General features: G+C 71.4%; 18 protein-coding genes. 13 read left to right on the plus strand and 5 right to left on the minus strand.

The window, feature by feature from the left end; all coding sequences use genetic code 11:
• Nucleotides 1–33 precede the first annotated feature (33 nt).
• Entirely contained in the window at nt 34–1137 is a 1104-nt protein-coding gene (locus tag R2B38_RS25545; protein WP_318018321.1) for a helix-turn-helix transcriptional regulator, read from the plus strand.
• A 1-nt stretch (nt 1138) separates the two neighbouring features.
• Here R2B38_RS25545 and R2B38_RS25550 read toward each other — a convergent pair whose 3' ends face one another.
• Nucleotides 1139–1726, minus strand: a complete 588-nt coding sequence (locus R2B38_RS25550; protein WP_318018322.1) for an RDD family protein — start codon at nt 1724–1726, stop codon at nt 1139–1141.
• 244 nt (nt 1727–1970) lie between these two features.
• Here R2B38_RS25550 and R2B38_RS25555 point away from each other — a divergent pair, with 244 nt between their 5' ends.
• From R2B38_RS25555 to R2B38_RS25580, 6 genes are all read left to right on the plus strand, one after another.
• Nucleotides 1971–2825, plus strand: a complete 855-nt coding sequence (locus R2B38_RS25555; RefSeq protein ID WP_318018323.1) for a bifunctional methylenetetrahydrofolate dehydrogenase/methenyltetrahydrofolate cyclohydrolase — start codon at nt 1971–1973, stop codon at nt 2823–2825.
• Nucleotides 2815–3339: a DUF3017 domain-containing protein gene (locus R2B38_RS25560; protein WP_411978491.1), complete on the plus strand. Its 525-nt coding sequence runs from the start codon at nt 2815–2817 to the stop codon at nt 3337–3339. The genes R2B38_RS25555 and R2B38_RS25560 overlap by 11 nt, the downstream gene beginning before the upstream one ends.
• Before the next feature lie 276 nt (nt 3340–3615).
• Nucleotides 3616–4077, plus strand: coding sequence for a helix-turn-helix transcriptional regulator (locus tag R2B38_RS25565; RefSeq protein WP_318018324.1), 462 nt, complete (start codon nt 3616–3618; stop codon nt 4075–4077).
• A 94-nt stretch (nt 4078–4171) separates the two neighbouring features.
• Nucleotides 4172–5326 (plus strand): XRE family transcriptional regulator, encoded by a 1155-nt coding sequence (locus tag R2B38_RS25570; RefSeq protein ID WP_318018325.1) that lies wholly within the window; start codon nt 4172–4174, stop codon nt 5324–5326.
• A 357-nt stretch (nt 5327–5683) separates the two neighbouring features.
• Entirely contained in the window at nt 5684–6673 is a 990-nt protein-coding gene (locus R2B38_RS25575) for a malate dehydrogenase (protein ID WP_033280123.1), read from the plus strand.
• 171 nt (nt 6674–6844) lie between these two features.
• The gene (locus R2B38_RS25580; protein ID WP_318018326.1) at nt 6845–7612 is read left to right on the plus strand and encodes a hypothetical protein; all 768 of its coding nucleotides are present in this window, start codon (nt 6845–6847) and stop codon (nt 7610–7612) included.
• Between the two features lie 78 nt (nt 7613–7690).
• On the opposite strand, the gene R2B38_RS25585 is transcribed toward R2B38_RS25580, so the two are convergent.
• Together R2B38_RS25585 and R2B38_RS25590 are read right to left on the minus strand one after the other, a co-directional pair.
• A complete protein-coding gene (locus R2B38_RS25585; protein WP_318018327.1) occupies nt 7691–8380 on the minus strand; it encodes a siderophore-interacting protein in 690 nt (229 codons plus the stop codon).
• Nucleotides 8381–8422: 42 nt separating this feature from the next.
• A complete protein-coding gene (locus tag R2B38_RS25590) occupies nt 8423–9832 on the minus strand; it encodes an MFS transporter (protein WP_318018328.1) in 1410 nt (469 codons plus the stop codon).
• Between the two features lie 94 nt (nt 9833–9926).
• On the opposite strand from R2B38_RS25590, the gene R2B38_RS25595 reads away from it, so the two are divergent.
• Entirely contained in the window at nt 9927–10871 is a 945-nt protein-coding gene (locus R2B38_RS25595) for a LysR family transcriptional regulator (RefSeq protein WP_411978492.1), read from the plus strand.
• On the opposite strand, the gene R2B38_RS25600 is transcribed toward R2B38_RS25595, so the two are convergent.
• Complete coding sequence (locus R2B38_RS25600) at nt 10868–11758, minus strand: GNAT family N-acetyltransferase (RefSeq protein ID WP_411978493.1); 891 nt, start codon at nt 11756–11758, stop codon at nt 10868–10870. The genes R2B38_RS25595 and R2B38_RS25600 overlap by 4 nt on opposite strands.
• 303 nt (nt 11759–12061) lie before the next feature.
• On the opposite strand from R2B38_RS25600, the gene R2B38_RS25605 reads away from it, so the two are divergent.
• From R2B38_RS25605 to R2B38_RS25625, 5 genes are all read left to right on the plus strand, one after another.
• A complete protein-coding gene (locus R2B38_RS25605) occupies nt 12062–13603 on the plus strand; it encodes an aldehyde dehydrogenase family protein (RefSeq protein WP_318018330.1) in 1542 nt (513 codons plus the stop codon).
• Nucleotides 13604–13733: 130 nt separating this feature from the next.
• Entirely contained in the window at nt 13734–15263 is a 1530-nt protein-coding gene (locus R2B38_RS25610) for a GMC family oxidoreductase (RefSeq protein ID WP_318018331.1), read from the plus strand.
• On the plus strand, nt 15263–16585 hold the full coding sequence (locus R2B38_RS25615; RefSeq protein WP_318018332.1) for a glycine betaine/L-proline ABC transporter ATP-binding protein: 1323 nt from the start codon (nt 15263–15265) through the stop codon (nt 16583–16585). Before R2B38_RS25610 ends, R2B38_RS25615 begins: the two co-directional genes overlap by 1 nt.
• Nucleotides 16585–18540: an ABC transporter permease gene (locus R2B38_RS25620; RefSeq protein WP_318018333.1), complete on the plus strand. Its 1956-nt coding sequence runs from the start codon at nt 16585–16587 to the stop codon at nt 18538–18540. Before R2B38_RS25615 ends, R2B38_RS25620 begins: the two co-directional genes overlap by 1 nt.
• A gap of 1 nt (nt 18541) precedes the next feature.
• Entirely contained in the window at nt 18542–19498 is a 957-nt protein-coding gene (locus R2B38_RS25625; RefSeq protein ID WP_318018334.1) for an ABC transporter substrate-binding protein, read from the plus strand.
• Between the two features lie 6 nt (nt 19499–19504).
• Here R2B38_RS25625 and R2B38_RS25630 read toward each other — a convergent pair whose 3' ends face one another.
• Nucleotides 19505–20227: an isocitrate lyase/phosphoenolpyruvate mutase family protein gene (locus R2B38_RS25630; protein ID WP_318018335.1), complete on the minus strand. Its 723-nt coding sequence runs from the start codon at nt 20225–20227 to the stop codon at nt 19505–19507.
• Nucleotides 20228–20254 lie beyond the last annotated feature (27 nt).

Below are 20254 nucleotides of genomic sequence, written 5' to 3' on the forward strand. Positions count from 1 at the left end.
GTACCGTGTCGCAATTCCTGAAAAACTCGGCGGGTGACCCCGGACCGCTTCTTCTCCCTGATGCTGCTCCTCGGATCGAGGGACGCGGTGACCACACAGGAACTCGCCTCGGCGCTCGGGGTGTCCCTTCGGACCATCACCCGGGACCTGAACTGGCTCCGCGACGCCGGACTGCCGGTGACCGCGCAACGGGGCCGCCTCGGAGGCGTGACCATGCTGCCCGGGGCCGGGCCCGACCTCACGCGGCTCACGCCGGGCGAGCGTGATCAGCTGTCGCTCACCGGGCTGGACGAGAAGCAGCGCGCGGAGCTCGACGCGTCGGCCGAGAGCCGGCGCGCGCTCGCCAAGATCATGGCCGCACCGTCACGTCGGGGTCAGGAGCTGCTGCCGCTCACCGACGTGGTGCACGTGGACAGCCGCCCCTGGCTCCAGGCACGGGCCTTGGGCCCGACCCCGACCCCGGCTTCGCTGATCGGCCCGGTGCGGCGAGGCCGCCGGCTGCGGATCGCGTACGACAGCCCGCGCGCGTCAGGCCCACGCGAGTCATGCCCGCGCGACCTCGTCGTGGATCCCTACGGGCTGTTGGCCAAGGCCGGCATCTGGTACCTCGTCGCCGACCGCGCCCGCGTGCCGCGGATGTACCGGCTCGAACGGATCACGGCGTGGACAGAAGTCGACCGGCCACGACGGATCCGCGAGGGCCAGACCCTGGCCACCGTCGCCGCGGCGCTCATGGACCAGTGGGAACACGAGCACGCGACAGAGGTCAGCGCCACCATCGACCGGACCCAGATCGTGCGAGCGCAACGGATCTTTGGCCAACGACTCGTCCGGGACGACCATGAAGGACACGACCATGAAGAACACGACCGTGAAGAATCCGCCACGGGCCCGGGCGTCAGGGTGACGATCCGCTTCCTACGGCTGGAGGACGTGCGGGCACTGCTGCCGTTCGGGAGCGCCATCACCGTGCACGGCCCCGCCGAAGCCAGGGCTCACCTCCACCACCTCGCCACCGACCTCGCCCACCATTACGCGCGGGAAGAGCCGGAGCAACGCCCCGGGGCCGCGCCACCACGTGGTGACACGGCCCCGGGGAAAGCCACAACCCGGCGAGTCGGCAGGGCTGTTCGGTGAATTACTGGGTGCGGATCACGATCGTGCCGCAGATCTTGTCCGCGAACGTCTGGCGCTTCGCGTCCCACGCCGGCCACAGGAAGCCGATGTAGCAGGCGATGCCGTCCACGAAGTGGGCGAGGCGGCGGACGAACGCCATGCCGACACCGATCGGCTGGCCGTCGCTCTCGCGGACCAGGCGGATGCCCAGCGCCTGCTTGCCGACGGTCTGGCCGGTGCGGCCCTCGCGGATCAGCTGCCAGATGAAGAGGCCGAGGAGGAGGATGCCGCCGATGCCCAGCAGTGCGCTGTTCTTGGTGGTGATGCCGACGAAGTACAGGATGTACGGCACGGCGAAGACGAGTCCGTCGACCAGCGTGCCGAGGAACCGCTGGCCCCAGTTCGCGTACGGCGGGGTCGCGCCGTAACCCGCCTGCTGGTAACCGGGGTAGGCCGGCTGGCCCTGCGGCTGGCCGTAGCCCTGCTGCGGCGGGACGCCCTGGGGCGCGCCCTGCGGGTACCCGTAGCCGGGCTGGCCCTGGGGCTGGCCGTAGCCCTGCTGGGGGTTCTGCTGCGGCTGCCCGTAGGGGTTGTTCGGGTCGTAACTCATGGCGGGTTTTCCTCCGTTGGCAATGCGGGGACGATGCGGATTGCGCGGAGGTACGTCACGAAATGAGCGGTTTGCCCCCCAACACCTACCGCAGTACTGCGGCGTTCATCGTTCTAGCCGAGGCTGGATTTTGTCCAGCGGCATTCCATAGGCGTTGTGTAAGTGCAACATCAGTGATCATGGCGATACACCCGGGGTGTACCCGGATTGGAACCCGGAGGGCGTCATCCGCGAGGATGGGTCCATGACCGCCCAGATTCTCGATGGCAAGGCCACCGCAGCCGCGATCAAGTCCGATCTGACCGCCCGCGTGGCGGCGCTGAAGGAGAAGGGCGTCACGCCCGGCCTCGGCACGATCCTGGTCGGGGACGACCCCGGCAGCCAGAAGTACGTCGCCGGCAAGCACCGGGACTGCGCCCAGGTGGGCATCGCGTCCATCCAGCGCGAGCTGCCCGCCACCGCCTCCCAGGAGGAGATCGAGGCGGTGGTGAAGGAGCTGAACGAAGACCCTTCCTGCACCGGGTACATCGTCCAACTCCCGCTCCCCAAGGGCATCGACGAGAACCGCATCCTCGAACTGATGGACCCGGACAAGGACGCCGACGGCCTCCACCCGATGAACCTCGGCCGCCTCGTCCTCAACGAGCCCGCCCCCCTGCCCTGCACCCCGAACGGCGTCCTCACCCTGCTGCGCCGCTACGGCGTGGAGATCAAGGGCGCGGAGGTCGTGGTCGTCGGACGCGGTGTCACCATCGGCCGCCCGATGCCGCTCCTCCTCACCCGGCGCAGCGAGAACGCCACCGTGACCCAGTGCCACACGGGTACCCGCGACCTCTCCTCGCACCTCAAGCGCGCCGACATCATCGTCGCCGCCGCCGGTTCCGCCCACCTGATCCGTCCCGAGGACGTGAAGCCGGGCGCCGCCGTCCTCGACGTGGGCGTCTCCCGCAACGCCGACGGCAAGATCGTGGGCGACGTCCACCCCGGCGTCGCCGAGGTGGCCGCCTGGATCTCCCCGAACCCCGGCGGAGTCGGCCCGATGACCCGCGCCCAGCTGCTCGTCAACGTGGTCGAGGCGGCGGAGCGCAGTGTCGCCTGACAACAACCCCGGCAAGACCGAGGACACCGAGGACACGCAGGGCGCCCAGGACACCGAGGGCACGGACGACATCGAGGTCACGGACCCGGTCAGCGCGCCCGACGCCGACGGGAAACCGCGCCGCGCCACCCGCCGCTTCCCCCTCTTCACCCGGGACACCGCCCGCCCCGAGGGCGGCGGCCGGGCCGCCCCGCGCGACGCCCCGGCCCCGGCCCGCCAGTGGCCGATCCTCGCCGTCCTCGGCACGGTCGGCCTCGGCCTCCTCCTGACCGCCTTCGACGTCTTCCGCTACGGCATCCTGCTGATCGGCGCCGCGCTGCTGGCCGGGGCGGTGCTGCGCTGGGTCATGCCGGACGTCGGCATGCTCGCCGTACGCTCCCGCTTCACCGACATCGTCACCTACGCCGTCCTCGGCCTCGCGATCGTCCTGCTGGCGCTGATGGCGCAGCCGAAGCCGTGGCTGACGATCCCGTACCTGAAGGACACGCTGCACTACACGGTCAACAGCAATTAGCGACCGGTAGCCGGTAACTGGCGCCCGGCGCCCCGCAGTTCGCCACACACGACGGCGGCCCGTCCCCTCCCCCGAGCAAGGACGCGCCGCCGTCTGCATTCACGGTGGCGTCCGGCGGGGGCGCGGCTCAATAGCTGTCAGCGCGCTGTGGCACGGAGGTGACCGTTTCGCTACGCGCTCCGCACCGCCCGGCGACGAGGGAACCGTTCCCCTTCCGGCGTCGTCATTTCGCTCGGAGCGGGCGCAAGGGGACACGGGGGACACCGGGGAGGTGCGATGGGCGGCTGGCAGCCGCTGCCGGACGAACTGCCGGCGGAGGTGCGGCACTTCGTGGAACAGCTGCGCCTCCTCAAGGACCGCACCGGCCTGAGCCTGGTGGCCCTCGGCGCCCGCACCGCGTACAGCAAGTCCTCCTGGCACCGCTATCTCAACGCCACCCAGCCCCCGCCCCGACAGGCCGTAGTCGCCCTGTGCCGGGTCGCCGGCGCCGACCCCGAACGCATCGGCGTGCGCTGGGAGTTGGCGGTCCAGGCCTGGCCCCGGCAGGTGCCGGTCCCCGAACGGGCGGACGGTGGTGACGAGTACCGGGACGACCCCACCCTTCCGTGGTGGGACACCCCGCCCGGGGAACCGGAGCGCGGGCCCGGCGGACGGTTGCTCCGGTACACGCTGGTGCTGTTGCTTCTCCTGCTCCTCACCGCTGTCGTGGGAGTCGTGGTCCTTGTGTCGATGTATTGACAAGTTTGCGGATATGCAACGAAGCCGACCAACAACCGCGTTAGCGTGGGCAATTCAGGGCAGAGGGGGGAAAGCAATGCCTCGTTGGAGGGCCTTGCCGGATGAACTCGATCCGCAGGTCAGGGAGTTCGCGAGCCAGTTGCGCAGGCTCGTCGACCGCAGCGGCCTGAGCATCGCGGCGGTGGCCGACCGCACGGGCTACAGCAAGACGTCCTGGGACCGTTACCTCAACGGCCGGCTCCTCGCGCCGAAGGGCGCGATCATCGCCCTGGCCGAGGTCACCGGCACCAATCCCGTTCATCTGACCACGATGTGGGAGCTCGCCGAGCGTTCCTGGAGCCGCTCGGAGATGCGGCACGACATGACCATGGAGGCGATCCGGGTCTCCCAGGCGCGCGCCGCCCTGGGGGAGTTCGGGGCGGCCCCGGCACCCGCGACACCCGCCGCACCCGCGAAGGGCGGCAAGCCGGCCCGCAAGGGTGGCGGCAGCGCCACCGCGACCCCGGGGATCGCGGGCCCGGCGGGAGTGTCCCCGACGGTGCCGCCACAGCCGGCGGCGCCCGGCGGCGACGTACGGGAAGGTCCTTCGAAGGTCGCCAACTCGTGGGGGATCGCGGGGTATTCGGGACCGAAGCAGTCCGGTGGCGGTAGTGGGAGCGGTGTCGGAGCGGCGGGCGTGACGCCCCGGCCCGAGACGCCGGTCCCGAACAGCGAACCGCCTCGCCCCACACCGGGTGCGGGCGGTGCCAAGCGGCGGGCACTGATGTTCGGCGCCGGGGTCCTCGGGGTGCTGGTCGTGATCGCGGCCGTGTTCCTGTTCACCAAGGGCAACGGCGACGGGGACAAGAAGGCCGCAGCCAAGCACAGCTCGGCCGCGCCGTCCGTCAGCACGAACCCCGACCTGCCCGCCGGAGTGAAGTGCGTGGGCGCCGGCTGCACCGGCAAGGACGCCGAGGCGATGGGCTGCACGACGGAGGCGGGCGCGGTGACCACCGCCAAGACCGCGACCGTCGGGACGACCGTCGTCGAGGTCCGCTACAGCAAGACCTGCGGTGCCGCCTGGGGCCGGATCACCACGGGTGTGGCGGGGGACTCGGTGCAGGTCAGCGCGGGGACCGCCAAGGAGACCGACAGCATTACCGCGTCCGGTGACGCCATCGCGTACACCCCGATGGTGGCCGTGAAGGACGCCGGCGAGGCGAAGGCGTGCGTGACGCTGGCGTCGGGGCAGAAGGGGTGCACGACGTAGTCCGCGCGTGCGGCGACCGCTTGTGGGGATTCTGTGTACGTACGGAATGACCGCTCCGGATCGGGGGCAGGCGGAAAGTACCCCCACGGGATTCCGGACCCCCGGTTCCCCCCACGGCGGTCGTCCGGTGTTCCACTCCCGAGCCGGACGGCCGCCTTTTGTGTGCCCGGACTGGCGTCTCCCATGCGCCCCCGGACCCGGCGCTGTGGGGTGGGCCACACGGACCCGGGAGTCCGGGATCGCGGATGCGCGATAGCCTGACCGGTGGATCTCTTGATGCCAAGAGATCGATCATTTGTACGTCCCGCACCCCGGGGCAGTGCCGCCCCACCGCCAGCTGTCATAACGGAGAACGCCATGACCCGCACTCCCGTGAACGTCACCGTCACCGGCGCGGCCGGCCAGATCGGTTACGCCCTGCTCTTCCGTATCGCCTCCGGCCAGCTGCTCGGCGCGGACGTGCCGGTCAAGCTGCGTCTCCTGGAGATCACCCCGGCGCTCAAGGCCGCCGAGGGCACGGCGATGGAGCTCGACGACTGCGCCTTCCCGCTCCTTCAGGGCATCGACATCACGGACGACCCGAACGTCGCCTTCGCCGGCGCGAACGTAGCCCTCCTCGTCGGCGCCCGCCCCCGCACCAAGGGCATGGAGCGCGGCGACCTGCTCTCCGCGAACGGCGGCATCTTCAAGCCGCAGGGCAAGGCCATCAACGACAACGCCGCGGACGACATCAAGGTCCTCGTCGTCGGCAACCCGGCCAACACGAACGCGCTCATCGCGCAGGCCGCCGCCCCGGACGTACCGGCCGACCGCTTCACCGCGATGACCCGCCTGGACCACAACCGCGCGCTGACCCAGCTCGCGAAGAAGACGGGCACCACGGTCGCCGACATCAAGCGGCTGACCATCTGGGGCAACCACTCGGCCACCCAGTACCCCGACATCTTCCACGCCACGGTCGCCGGCAAGAACGCCGCCGAGACCGTGAACGACGAGCAGTGGCTCGCCGACGACTTCATCCCGACCGTCGCCAAGCGCGGCGCCGCGATCATCGAGGCCCGCGGCGCGTCCTCGGCGGCCTCCGCCGCGAACGCCGCGATCGACCACGTCCACACCTGGGTCAACGGCACGGCGGACGGCGACTGGACCTCCATGGGTATCCCGTCGGACGGCTCCTACGGCGTCCCCGAGGGCCTCATCTCCTCCTTCCCGGTCACCACGAAGGACGGCGTCTACGAGATCGTCCAGGGCCTGGACATCAACGAGTTCTCCCGTGCCCGCATCGACGCGTCGGTGAAGGAGCTGGAGGAGGAGCGCGAGGCGGTCCGCTCGCTCGGCCTGATCTAGTCACCGGCCTCAGCCAGTCATCTGCGGGGAGTCACCCGCGGGGCCGTTGTCGACGGCTCTGTCACGGGCTTGCGCGGGCCCTGTTCCGGTTACGGCCGGAGCGGGGCCCGTTTCCTGTTTCCGCCGCTAACTTCGGAAGAGGTACGTGGTGGGTGATTCGGGGGGTTCGTGATGAGTGACTGGGATCGTTTCGCGGCCGAGCACGGTCCGAGCGAGGAGCGGGGGCAGGCGCCCTGGTCGGTGTGGTCCACGGCGGAGACGCAGACCTCGCTGACCGCGCCGGCGTGGGTGTCACCACCGGCTCCAACTCCCGTTCCCACGCCGGTTCTTGCGCCCGCTTCCGGCCGTCGCGCCTGGCGGCTGGTCCTCGCGGTGGCTCTAGCGGTGGTGCTGGGCGCGGGTGCCGGGGGAGGGGTCTGGTACGTCACGCACGGCCGCGCGAAGGCGGGTGCGGGTGAGAGTGCGGGCGTGACCCGGTCGGCGTCGGCGTACCGCACCGCCGAGGACCCCGCCGGCTACACGGTCGACATCCCCCGGGGCTGGACCCGTACCCAACGGCAGGGCGCGAAGGCCCCGGTGGTCACCTACGGCTCCCCGGACGGCACCCGCCGCCTCCAGATCTTCCGCGTCTCGGAGAACTCCCCGGCCGAGTCCCTCGACCTCGCCGAGAACGACCCCGGCTACGGCTTCGTCCGCCAGCCCGGTTACCAGGTCATCGACCGTGCCACTGGCCCCAGTTGGGCCGAACTCACCTATCGCTACGACGGTGGTCAGGGCGAGGGTGCGCGCCGGGTGATCGACCGTCGTTTCGAGGCGGCGGGCGGCTCGCTCTACGCGGTCCGCTCCAGCGGCCCCGAGTCCCTCGATCCCGCGCTGGTCAGGGGCCCGCTCACCGCGGCGGTGGATTCCTTCTGCCCGGCGGACGCGAACTGCCGGTAGGCGGGGGCGAGTTGCCGGTAGGTGGGGGCGAGTTACCGGTAGGCGAGGGGCGAGCTGTCGTCGGGCCGGGACGGGTTCCTACTCCAACCCCCGCTTCCCCGGCGCCCAGAACGGCTTCGTGAGGACGGAGCGCCGGTCCCAGCCCAACTCCCCTACGAGCACCTGCCGGACGTGCTGCACCGTACGGGCCTCCCCGGCGACGTACGCGATGCCGCCGGGCTCGGGCGCGAGGTTCCGCACCGCGTCCGGGAGTGAAGTCCCGCCCCTGGTCAGCCAGTTGAGGCGGTCGGAGTGGGACAGCGGCAGTCGGTCCGCCTCCGATTCCGTCTCCACGGCACCGGAGACCCGCGCCCCCTCGGGCAGCGCGGCCAGCATCGCGCCGAAGGCGACCGAGGCCGTCTCCTCGCCGACGAAGACGTGGTGGGAGGCGTCGGGGCGGAGGGTGAAGGTGCCCTCGGGCTTGCGCAGGCGCACCTGGTCGCCGATGCCGATGCTCTTCCCCCAGCGGGTCCCGGGTCCGTCCTCCGAGTGGTCCAGCACGCACAACTCGACGGCGCCGGACGGGTCGTAGCGCCAGATCGAGTATGTGCGCAGGGTCAGGCCGGTGACCAGGACGCGGACCTGCTGGCCGGGGCGGACGTCGAGGCCGGCGAGGGTGTCGCTCTCGACGCGGAGGCGGCGCATGCGGGCGGTGATGGGTTCGGCGGTGGTGACGGTGGCCCGGAGGGTGACCAGGTCGAGGACGGGGTTCAGGAGGGCGGACGGCACAGGGGGCTCCTCAACTGGGGTGCATGTGTGGGGAGTTGGAGATCAGGAGGGGCGGGCTGGACGCGATAGTACGCGTTTCTCGTCGGACGCGATAGTGCGTGTGGTGGTCCCGCGGTCGCGGTGGCCGACGATCACGACCGCGGTGGCCGCGAGGACGATCAGGGCGACCGTGCGCAGCGCCGGGGCCATGCCGTGGGCGAGGTCGGGGTGGGCGGCCAGGATCGTGCCGGTGACCGCCACGCCCAGGGCCGCGCCGAGTTCGCGGGCCGAGGTGCCCAGGCCGGAGCCGAGTCCCGCCTGGTGCGGCGGGAGCGAGGTGACGACGCCGACCGTGAGCGTGGGCATGGAGAGCCCGGTACCCGCCGAGATCACCAGCAGCCAGCAGGCGTACGTCCAGTACGGGGTGCCCGCGTCGGCGGTGGACGCGCCCAGCAGACCCAGGCCGATGAGGGCGAGACCGGTGCCGATGACCGGGCGGGGGCGGTGCGACCAGCGGACGGCGAGTTTCGGGACGAGGGCCATGCCGAGCGTCAGCGGCACGATCGCGACGCCGGTGACGGCGGCGCCGTAGCCCTTGATGCCTTGCAGGTACTGGGAGTTGACGTAGAAGAGGGAGAACAGGCCGAAGAAGCCGGTGGCCGTGCCGAGGGTGGCCGCGCGGAGGGTGGGGGAGGTGAAGACGCGCGGGTCGAGGAGCGGGGTGCGGGAGCGCAGGGCGTGGACGGTGAATGTGGCGATCAGTACGGCGGCCGCCGCGAAGGCCGTGATGATGCGCGGGGAGGTCCAGCCGTGGGCCGGGCCCTCGATGATGCCGAAGAGGAGCGCGACCAGGCCGGTGGTCAGGAGGGCGGTGCCGGTGGGGTCGAGGTTGCTGTGCGCGGAGCGTGCCGTGCGGGGTGTGGTGAGGGTGACCGCGAGGGCGAGCAGCGCGGCCAGCGGGACCATGGCCCCGAACAGGGCGCGCCAGGACAGGAATTGGCCGACCAGTCCGCCGCCGAGGTTGCCCGCGAGTCCGCCGAGGCCGAGCGCGAGGGTCCAACTGCCCATGGCGCGGGCCCTGTTCTCCGGGGCGGACAGGTGCACGAGGATCGACATCGTCGCGGGCGTGATGAGTGCCGCGCCCGCGCCGGACAGGCCGCGGCCCGCGATCAGCGTCGCCGGATTCTGGGCGAGCGCGCTGGTGGCGGCGCCCGCCGCGAACAGGGCGAGCCCGGCGAGCAGCGCGCCCTTGCGGCCGTGCCGGTCGCCGAGGGCTCCGGCCGGGATGAGGAGTCCGGCGAAGACGATGACGTACGCGTCGACCATCCACAGCAGTTCGGTGTGTGAAGGGTGCAGGGAGGACGAACTCAGCTGTGGGAGAAGGAGGTTGATGGCGGCGACCATGCTCTGCGCGACGAGGACGCAGGCGCAGAGGGTGAGGAGGGTGGAGCGCTTGAGGGCAGGCGGGGGCATGGCTCCTCCGGGGAGCTTCGGTGTGGTGTGGGGTGCCCTGTCACCGTAGGCTCGGCAGTGATCTGCTTTCCAGTGCAACCTTCGCAAGGGGAGAGTGCGTGTGCCGCAATCCGCGAGTTCCGGCAGCTCAGGGGGCTTGGATCTCAATCTGCTGGTCGCCCTGGACGTGCTGCTGGAGGAGCAGAGCGTGCAGCGCGCCGCGCGCCGGCTGCATCTCTCCGAACCGGCGATGAGCCGCACGCTCGGCCGGATCCGCAAGGCGCTCGGTGATCCCGTGCTGGTCCGGGCCGGGCGGCGGATGGTGCCCACCCCGCACGCGCTGGCGGTACGGGCGGAGGTGAGCGCGGTGGTGGAGCGGGCGCGTGCGCTGTTCGCTCCGGGCCGGGACACCGACCTCAGGACCGTCACCCGGACGTTCACGATCCTCGGCCACGACGCGATCGCCGCCCTGTACGGCGCGGCCCTGTTCGCGCGCGCCGCCCAGGAGGCGCCCGGCATCCGCATCCGATTTCTGTCCGAGAGCCATGTCGACGCGCCGTTCCTGCGGCAGGGGACCGCCGACCTGGAGGTGGGGGTCATCGACTCCACGGCGCCCGAGGTGTGTGTGGAGACCCTGTACGAGGACCGGATGGTAGGGATCGTCCGGGCCGGACATCCGCTGCTGGAGGGGGAGTTGACCCCGGAGCGGTTTGCCGGGTCGGGGTCTCATCTGCTCGTGTCGCGGCGCGGCAAGCTGCACGGTCCCGTCGATGCCGCGCTCGCCGAACTCGGCCTGGAACGGCGGGTGGTGGGCTCCGTCGGCACCCTGCCCGCCTCGATGTTCGTGCTGCGCGACACCGACCTGATCGGGCTGACCAGCTCCTGGGGCCTGCCGATGGCCGCCGCGTTCGGACTGGTCACCTTCGAGGTGCCCCTCGAACTCCCCCCGCTCCCGCTGGGGTTGGCCTGGCACCCGCGTCATGAGGCCGACCCGGCGCACGCCTGGCTGCGGGGTGTCGTGCGGGAGTTGGTGGGGGACTGGTCAGCCGCTGGAGCCTAGACCTGACGAGGCGCTACCAGCCGCTTCTCGAACCAGTGGTCCGCGTAGACATGGTCCACATACGCCGGAATCTCCGCGTACCCGCACGCCCGGTACATCGCCTGCGCCTCCGTGAGCGCCGCATGCGTGTCCAGCCGTACGACGGTGAACTCGTGCTCCACGGCGGCCAGTTCGAGCTCCGCGAGGACGCGGCGGGCGAGGCCGAGGCGGCGGGCGTCGGGGTGCACCCAGACGTGCCGGATCTCGCCGACGCCCGGCTCCAGGGTCCGCAGCGCCCCGCAGGCCACGGGCCGCCCCTCCTCGTACGCGACGAAGAACGCGCCCGCGTCCCCGGTGACCTCCTCCGGCCGTACGAGATCCGTCTTGTCGAAGCCCTCGGGGAAGCGGGCGTCGATGTCGGCGGCGTAGGCGTCCAGGCAGGCGCGGGCGTCCTCGGCTGCGCCGTCGACGAGGGTGACCGTGATGCCGGCGAGGCGGAGGAGGCGTCGGGTGGTCGCCAACGCGTGGGTGAGTTCGGCGCGTTGGGGTGCGGTGAGGGTGGCGAGGAGGCCGGCGGCGAGCGCGTTCGAACGGCGGTGCTGCTCCTTGACCTCGACGCGGCCGGCGTCGGTCAGCTCGATCAGGCGCAGCCGGGTGTCGTGCGGCGGCACGGTCAGCCGCACCAGGCCCTGCGCCTCCAGCGACTTCGCCATCCGGCTCAAGTAGCCCGCGTCCAGGGCGAGTCGGCCGCGCAGTTCGCGCAGCGAGACGCCGTTGCCGATCTCGAAGAGCAGCCGGGCCTCACCGAGGGGGCGGTTCTGGCCGAGGTAGTGGTCGTCGAGGGCGCCGATGCGGCGGGTGAAGTAGCGGTTGAAGCGCCGGAAGGCGGCGACGTCCTCCGCGGCCACCGGTGGCAGTGGCAGTGGCAGTGGCAGTGACGGTGCCTCTGCCGGTGCCTGTGCCGATGCGGGTGTGGGTGCCGAAGCGGGTGTCGATTCCGTGACTGGCTCCATGCTCTTTGACTTTAGTCAAAGGAATCGGGGGAGTCCACGGTCGCGATGCGGCTTTTGTCCCCCTGTTCAGTGACTCGGCCCACTTTCGGCCATGGATTGCGCATGCATACGGACGTCCCGGGCAGGCGCTGGCAGTCCCCGAGAGTGACAGTTAGGTGACGCTGGGGCGCTGAACAGGAACGGAAGGCAATACCGATCATGGCCGACAACACGGAACAGCAGGCGGGGAAGACCATTCACGCGGGTGGGGACTGGCTCGAAGCGGTCTCCGGCGCCACGCGGGAGATCATCGACCCCGCGGACGCGCTGCCGTTCGCCGTGGTCGCGGAGGGCGACGAGAAGGACACGGACATAGCCGTCGCCGCCGCCCGTGCCGCCTTCGACGGCGACGAGGGGGGCGCCGGTGAGGGGGCCTGGCCGCGCACGCCCGTCACCGAGCGCGCCGCCCTGCTGCGCCGCGTCGCCGACCTCCTCGTGCGCGACCGCGAGGAGCTCGGCCTGCTGGAGAGCCGGGACGCGGGCAAGACCGTGGAAGAGGGCCGGGTCGACATCGACTGTGTCGCCGACGCCTTCCGCTACTTCGCCGACCTCGTCGCAGGCGAGGCCCCCGGCCGGGTCGTCGACGCGGGCACGCCCGAGGTGCACAGCGTCGTCGTGCACGAGCCCGTCGGCGTCTGCGCGCTGATCACCCCCTGGAACTACCCGCTGCTCCAGGCGAGTTGGAAGATCGCGCCCGCCCTCGCGGCCGGCAACACCTTCGTCGTCAAGCCCAGCGAGATCACCCCGCTGACGACGATCGCCCTCATCGACCTGCTCGTCGAGGCCGGTCTGCCCGCCGGTGTCGCCAACATCGTCACCGGGCCCGGTCACTCGGTCGGCGCCCGGCTCGCCGAGCACCCCGACGTCGACCTCGTCTCCTTCACCGGCGGCCTCATCAGCGGCACGAAGGTGGCCCAGGCCGCCGCCGTGACCGTCAAGAAGGTCGCCCTCGAACTCGGCGGCAAGAACCCCAACGTCGTCTTCGCCGACGCCTGCGCCACCGAGGAGGGCTTCGACACCGCCGTCGACCAGGCCCTCAACGCGGCCTTCATCCACAGCGGCCAGGTCTGCTCCGCGGGTGCCCGCCTCATCGTCGAGGAAACCGTCCGCGAGCGCTTCGTCGCCGAACTCGCCCGCCGCGCCGAGAAGATCCGCCTCGGCCGCGGCACCGAGGACGGCGTCGAGTGCGGCCCGCTCGTCTCCGAACAGCAGCGAGCCAAGACCGAGTCGTACGTCGCCGCCGCACTCGCCGAGGGCGCGGTGCTGCGCTCCGGCGGCAAGCGCCCCGAGCCGGCCGCGACCCGGCCCGCCACCGGCTACTTCTACGAGCCGACCGTCCTCGACCAGTGCCACCGCGAGATGACCGTCGTACGCGAAGAGGTCTTCGGACCGGTCCTCACCGTCGAGACCTTCCGCACCGAGGACGAGGCGGTCGCGCTCGCCAACGACACCGAGTACGGCCTCGCGGGCGCCGTCTGGACCGCCGACGCGGGCCGCGCGCGCCGCGTCGCCGGACGGCTGCGGCACGGCACCGTCTGGATCAACGACTTCCACCCCTACCTCCCGCAGGCGGAGTGGGGCGGCTTCGGCAAGAGCGGTGTGGGCCGGGAACTCGGCCCCGCCGGACTCGCCGAGTACCGCGAGGCCAAGCACGTCTACCAGAACCTGGCGCCCAGGCCGGTCCGCTGGTTCGCAGGCTGATCCCGTCGTCCCGTCGACTTACCGACCCCGCTCACCACAGCCAACTTCAGGGGCGCGGGGAACTGCGCGACCAGCCACAACGCACCCGCACTCGAAAGACAGCCCCAGGCCCTCATTTGGAGTTACCCCCATGCCTGAGAACCCCCACGTATACGACTACGTCGTCATCGGCGGCGGCACCGCAGGATCCGTCATCGCCTCCCGCCTCACCGAGAACCCCGACGTCACGGTCGCCGTCATCGAAGGCGGCCCCAGCGACGTCGGCCGCGAGGACGTACTGACCCTGCGCCGCTGGATGGGCCTCCTCGGCGGCGAGCTGGACTACGACTACCCGACCACCGAACAGCCGCGCGGCAACTCCCACATCCGGCACAGCCGCGCCCGCGTCCTCGGCGGCTGCTCCTCACACAACACCCTCATCGCCTTCAAGCCGCTGCCGTCCGACTGGGACGAGTGGGAGGCGGCCGGGGCGAAGGGCTGGGGCGCGATATCGATGGAGGCGTACTACGCCCGCCTCCTCAACAACATCGTCCCGGTCGACGAGAAGGACCGGAACGCCATCGCCCGCGACTTCGTCGAGGCGGCCCAGGAGGCACTCGACGTCCCGCGCGTGGAGGGCTTCAACAAGGCCCCGTTCACGGACGGCGTCGGCTTCTTCGACCTCGCGTACCACCCGGAGAACAACAAGCGGTCGTCGGCGTCCGTCGCGTACCTCCACCCGGTGATGGACGAGCGCCCCAACCTCCGTATCTACCTTGAGACTTGGGCATACCGACTGGAGCTGAACGGCACCCGCGCCGAGGGCGTCCACGTCCGCACCAAGGACGGCGAGGAACTCCTCGTCCGCGCCCGCCGCGAGCTCGTCCTCTGTGCCGGCGCCGTCGACTCCCCGCGCCTGCTCCTGCACTCGGGCATCGGCCCCCGCAAGGACCTCGAAGCGCTGGGCATCCCCGTGGCCGTGGACCTCCCGGGCGTCGGCGAGAACCTCCTCGACCACCCCGAGTCGGTCATCGTCTGGGAGACCGACGGACCGATCCCGGAGAACTCCGCGATGGACTCCGACGCGGGCCTGTTCGTGCAGCGCGACCCCCAACACCCCGGCCCCGACCTGATGTTCCACTTCTACCAGGTCCCCTTCACGGACAACCCCGAGCGCCTCGGCTACGAACGCCCCGAGTTCGGCGTCTCCATGACCCCGAACATCCCCAAGCCCAAGAGCCGCGGCCGCCTGTACCTGGAGAGCGCCGACCCGGCGGTCAAACCCGCCCTGGACTTCCGGTACTTCACCGACGAGGACGACTACGACGGCCGCACCCTCGTCGACGGCATCCGCATCGCCCGCGAGATCGCGAAGACCGAACCCCTCGCCGGCTGGCTCAAGCGCGAGGTGTGCCCCGGCCCGGAGATCCTCGGCGACGCCGAACTCAGCGAGTACGCCCGCAAGGTCGCCCACACCGTCTACCACCCGGCCGGCACCTGCCGCATGGGCGCCGACACCGACGAACTGGCCGTGGTCGACCCCGAGTTGCGCATCCGCGGCCTGGACGGCATCCGCATCGCCGACGCCTCCGTCTTCCCGACCATGCCCGCCGTGAACCCGATGATCGGGGTGCTCATGGTCGGCGAGAGGGCTGTTGACCTGATCGGAGGTGGTGCGTGATGAGTACCCTCAGCACACCCAACGGCCTTGACGAGACCGGCAGTTCCGCGACCACTAGCACGGGTACGGGTACGGCCGGTGACCCCGTGTTCTCGGTGGACGGCCTCTGGAAGGTCTTCGGCCCGAAGGCCGACGAGATCCCCGCCGACCCCGAACTCACCGCCCTCGACGCCGCCGACCTGCGCACCCGCACCGGCTGTACCGCCGCCGTCCGCGACGTCTCCTTCGACGTCCGCAAGGGCGAGGTCTTCGTGGTGATGGGCCTCTCCGGCTCCGGCAAGTCCACCCTGGTCCGCTGCCTCACCCGCCTCATCGAACCCACCGCGGGCACCATCGCCATCGACGGCGAGGACGTCCGCGCCATGGACAAGTCCCGGCTGCGCGAACTCCGCCGCCACCGCGCCGCGATGGTCTTCCAGCACTTCGGCCTCCTCCCGCACCGCACGGTCCTCGACAACGTCGCCTACGGCCTGGAGATCCAGGGCGTCGGCAAGGCCGAGCGCCGCCGCCGTGCCGCCGAGGTCGTCACCAAGGTCGGCCTGGAGGGCATGGAGCAGCGCCGCCCCGGCCAGCTCTCCGGCGGCCAGCGCCAACGCGTGGGCCTGGCAAGGGCGTTGGCGGTGGACCCCCAAGTCCTCCTCTTCGACGAGCCGTTCAGCGCGCTCGACCCGCTGATCCGGCGCGACATGCAGGAGGAGGTCGTCCGGCTGCACCAGGAAGAGGGCCGCACGATGGTCTTCATCACCCACGACCTGAATGAGGCCCTGAAGCTCGGCGACCGCATCGCCCTGATGCGCGACGGCCGCATCGTCCAGCTCGGCACCCCCGAGGAGATCGTCGGCTCACCCGCCGACGACTACGTCCGCGAGTTCGTACGCGACGTTCCGCGCGCGGACGTCATGACGGTCCGTACGGCGATGCGGGCCGCGTCCGCGGAGGAGGCCGGCGGGGTCGGCGGCGCGGGCAGCGGTCCCGCCGTCGCGCCCGACGCCACCGTCTCCGAGGCCATCGAGGCGGTGGCGCGCGCCGGGGTCCCGGCGAGGGTCGTCGACCAGGGCCGCTGCGTCGGGATGGTGGACTCGGACGCGCTGCTCGGCGTGGTCGCGGGCACGGGGGACAGCGGTGGCGCAAGGGGCGGTGGCGGCGCAGGTTCCGGCACCGGCACCGGAGCCGGCAGTGCCGGCGGTGGCGCGGTTACTGGCGATGGCACCGGCACCGGCGTTGTCACCGGCACCGGCACTGGCGGTGGTGTCGGTACCGGCGACGGCCCCGGCCCCGGCGTCCGCAAGGAGCCCGCCGACACCGGCAAGGAGGCGGTCTGATGGCAACGGTCACCGCACCCGCCCCGCGCCTCGCCCTCCCCGGAATCCTCCGGCACCGGGCCGCGCACAAACTCCTCCTGCTCGCGCTCGCCGCCGCGATCCTCGTACCGCTCGCCAACGCGCACTGGGCGAGCGGCAGTTGGCCGCACGCGCTCACCGTCGACCTGTCCGGTCCGCTGGGCCGGGCCAACGACTGGATCATCGACAACCGCGACAGCTCCCCGCTGTTCCTCTACTTCTTCGGCTACATCAGCAACGCCGTCGTCCTCTCCGTACGAGCCGTCTACCTGGTGCTGCTCGCCGCGGGCTGGGCGGGCGTCACCGCGTTCGGCGCCCTCGTCGCCTGGCGGGTCGCGGGCGTACGGCTCGCGATCGGGACCGGCGTCGCCTTCCTCGCCTGCGGGCTGCTCGGCATGTGGGTGCCGACCATGCAGACCCTCGCCCTGATGGTGGTCGCGGTCCTCACCTCGGTCGTCGTGGGCGCGCTCCTCGGCCTGGCCGGCGGCCTCTCCGAACGCACGGACCGCGCGCTGCGCCCGGTCCTGGACACCATGCAGGTGCTCCCGGCCTTCGCCTACCTCCTCCCCGTCGTCCTCGTCTTCGGCATCGGCGTCCCCGCCGCCGTCCTCGCCACCGTCGTCTACGCCGCCCCGCCCATGGCCCGCCTCACCGCGCTCGGCCTGCGCGACGCCGACCCGGAGGTCCTGGAAGCCGTCGACTCCCTGGGCGCCACCGGACGCCAACGCCTGCTGACCGCACGGCTCCCGCTGGCCCGCAAGCAACTCCTCCTCGGCCTCAACCAGACGATCATGATGGCCCTCTCCATGGCCGTCATCGCCTCCGTCATCGGCGCCGGAGGCCTCGGCGACCGCGTCTACCAGGCCCTCGCCTCCGTCGACGTGGGCGCCGCCCTGGCCGCCGGCATCCCGATCGTGCTCCTGGCCGTCGTACTGGACCGCGTCACCGCGGCCGCGGGCGAACAGTCCGACGCGTCGGCGGGCGAGCCGGGGTCGAGCCTCCGCCCGTGGCTGTACGCGCTCGGCGCCACCGTGGTCGTGGCGGTCGCCGTCCGTCTCGCCGGCGCCCTGGACTGGCCCTCCGGCTGGACCCTGAACATCGCCGAACCGGTGAACCGCGTCGTCGACTGGATGACCGCCCACCTCTACTCCGGCGTCCCCTACCTCGGCGGCACCGCCGACTGGGCCGGCCACTTCACCACCTGGGTCCTGGACCCCGTACGCGACGGTCTGCAGTGGCTGCCTTGGTGGTCGGTGCTGCTGATCGTCGCCGCCCTCGCCTGGGTGATCGGCACCTGGCGCACCGCGCTCACCGCCGTCCTCGCCATGGCCGCGATCGGCGTGCTCGGCGTGTGGAAGCCGTCGCTGGACACGTTGTCGCAGGTGCTGGCCGCCGTGGCCGTCACCCTCGTCCTCGGCTTCGCGACCGGCATCGCCGCCGCCCGCAGCGACCGCTTCGAACGCGCCCTGCGCCCCGTCCTCGACGTCTGCCAGACGATGCCGCAGTTCGTGTACCTGATCCCGGTCGTCGCCCTCTTCGGTGTCGGCCGTGCCCCCGCCGTCGCGGCGGCGGTCGTCTACGCCCTCCCCGCCGTCGTCCGCATCACCACCCAGGGCCTGCGCCAGGTCGACCCGGCCGCCCTGGAGTCGGCCCGCTCGCTCGGCGCGACCAGCACCCAGCAGCTGCGGCAGATCCAACTCCCGCTCGCCCGCCCGGCGTTGCTCCTCGCCGTCAACCAGGGCGTGGTCCTCGTCCTCGCCGTCGTCATCATCGGCGGCCTGGTCGGCGGTGGCGCCCTCGGCTACGACGCCGTGTTCGGCCTGGCCCAGGGCGACCTGGCCACCGGACTCGTCGCCGGCGCCGCGATCGTCTGCCTCGGCCTGATGCTCGACCGGGTGACCCAACCGACGGAACGCCGCACCAAGAAGGGAGCGTGACATGCGAGTTCGTACGGCTTACTCAGTGGCCGCGGTGACATCCCTCGCCCTGCTCTCGGGCTGCGGCGCCGCCGACATGACCAAGCAGGCCTCGCCCTTCGCCAACGCGCAGGGCGCCAAGACCGTGACCCTCTCCGTCCAGTCCTGGGTGGGCGCACAGGCCAACGTGGCTGTCGCGCAGTACCTGTTGGAGCACAAGCTCGGCTACCGCGTCGACACCGTCCAGGTCGACGAGGTCCCCGCGTGGGACGCGCTCAGCCAGGGCCGGGTCGACGCGATCCTGGAGGACTGGGGCCACCCCGACCAGGAGAAGCGCTACGTCGACGACAAGAAGACGATCACGCGCGCGGGCGGCCTCGGGGTGACCGGGCACATCGGCTGGTACGTCCCGACCTACCTGGTCAAGCAGCACCCGGACATCACCGACTGGAAGAACCTCAACAAGTACTCCTCGCTGTTCCGCACCGCCGAGAGCGGCAGCAAGGGCCAGTTGATGGACGGCTCGCCCTCCTACGTCACCAACGACAAGGCCCTGGTGACGAACCTGAAGCTCAACTACCAGGTGGTGTTCGCCGGTTCGGAGGCCGCGCAGATCACCCAGATGAAGCAGTTCGCCAAGGAGAAGAAGCCCTTCCTCACCTACTGGTACGCCCCCCAGTGGCTGTTCAAGAAGGTCCCGATGACGGAGGTCGAACTCCCCGCCTACAAGGAGGGCTGTGACGCCGACGCCGCCAAGGTCGCCTGCGCCTACCCCCACACCCCGCTGCAGAAGTACCTCAACACGGACTTCGCGAAGCGCGGTGGCAAGGCGGCGGCCTTCCTGAAGAAGTTCAAGTGGACGACCGAGGACCAGAACGAGGTCTCCCTGATGATCGCCGACCAGAAACTCTCCCCGGCCGACGCTGCGAAGAAGTGGGTGGACAGCCACCCCTCCACCTGGAAAGCCTGGCTGTCCTGACCCCGCTCACCGCTTCAGCTCAACAGCCCTCTCCTTGAGCGCGAGGGCCGCCCAGCGCTGGAGCCCCGGCCCGAACGTGACGCGCGTGGCCCCGAGTTCACCCAGTGCGGTGGGCGAGGGGCCCTCGCCGTCCAGCCGCGCGAGCACGTTGACCGGCCCCTGGATACCGGACCGCAGCAACGGCAGCACCTCGGCCGGAGCCATGATCGGATAGACGCAGTCGGCACCCGCCGCGACGTACAACGCGGCCCGCTCGATGGCCCGTTCGGGGTTCCCGTCACCGTGCAGGAAGGTGTCGACCCGCGCGTTGACGAACAACCGCTCCGCCGCCACCGCCCGCACCTCGGCCAGCCAATCGGCGTGCTGCCGCGGGTCCTTGAGCACCCCGCTTTCGGAGTCCTCCAGGTTGCACCCGACCGCCCCCGCCTCCAGCAGCCGCTCCACCAGCTCCTTCGGCGCGAGCCCGTACCCGCCCTCGACATCGGCAGACACCGGTACGTCCACGGCCCGCACGATCCGCGCGACCGCCGCGAACATCTCGTCCGCCGGCACGGCCCCGTCCTCGTACCCGAGCGAGGCGGCGACCCCGGCACTGGGCGTGGCGAGCGCCGTGAACCCGGCCTCCACGAACACCCGCGCGCTCACCGCGTCCCACGGCCCGGGCAGCACCAGCGGATCACCGGGCAGCCGTCGCCGATGCAGACTCCGGAACAGCTCCACCTTGCTCACGGCCGACGCCCCCGCACCTCACGGTCC

This window comes from Streptomyces sp. N50 (assembly GCF_033335955.1).
Classification (GTDB): Bacteria; Actinomycetota; Actinomycetes; order Streptomycetales; family Streptomycetaceae; genus Streptomyces.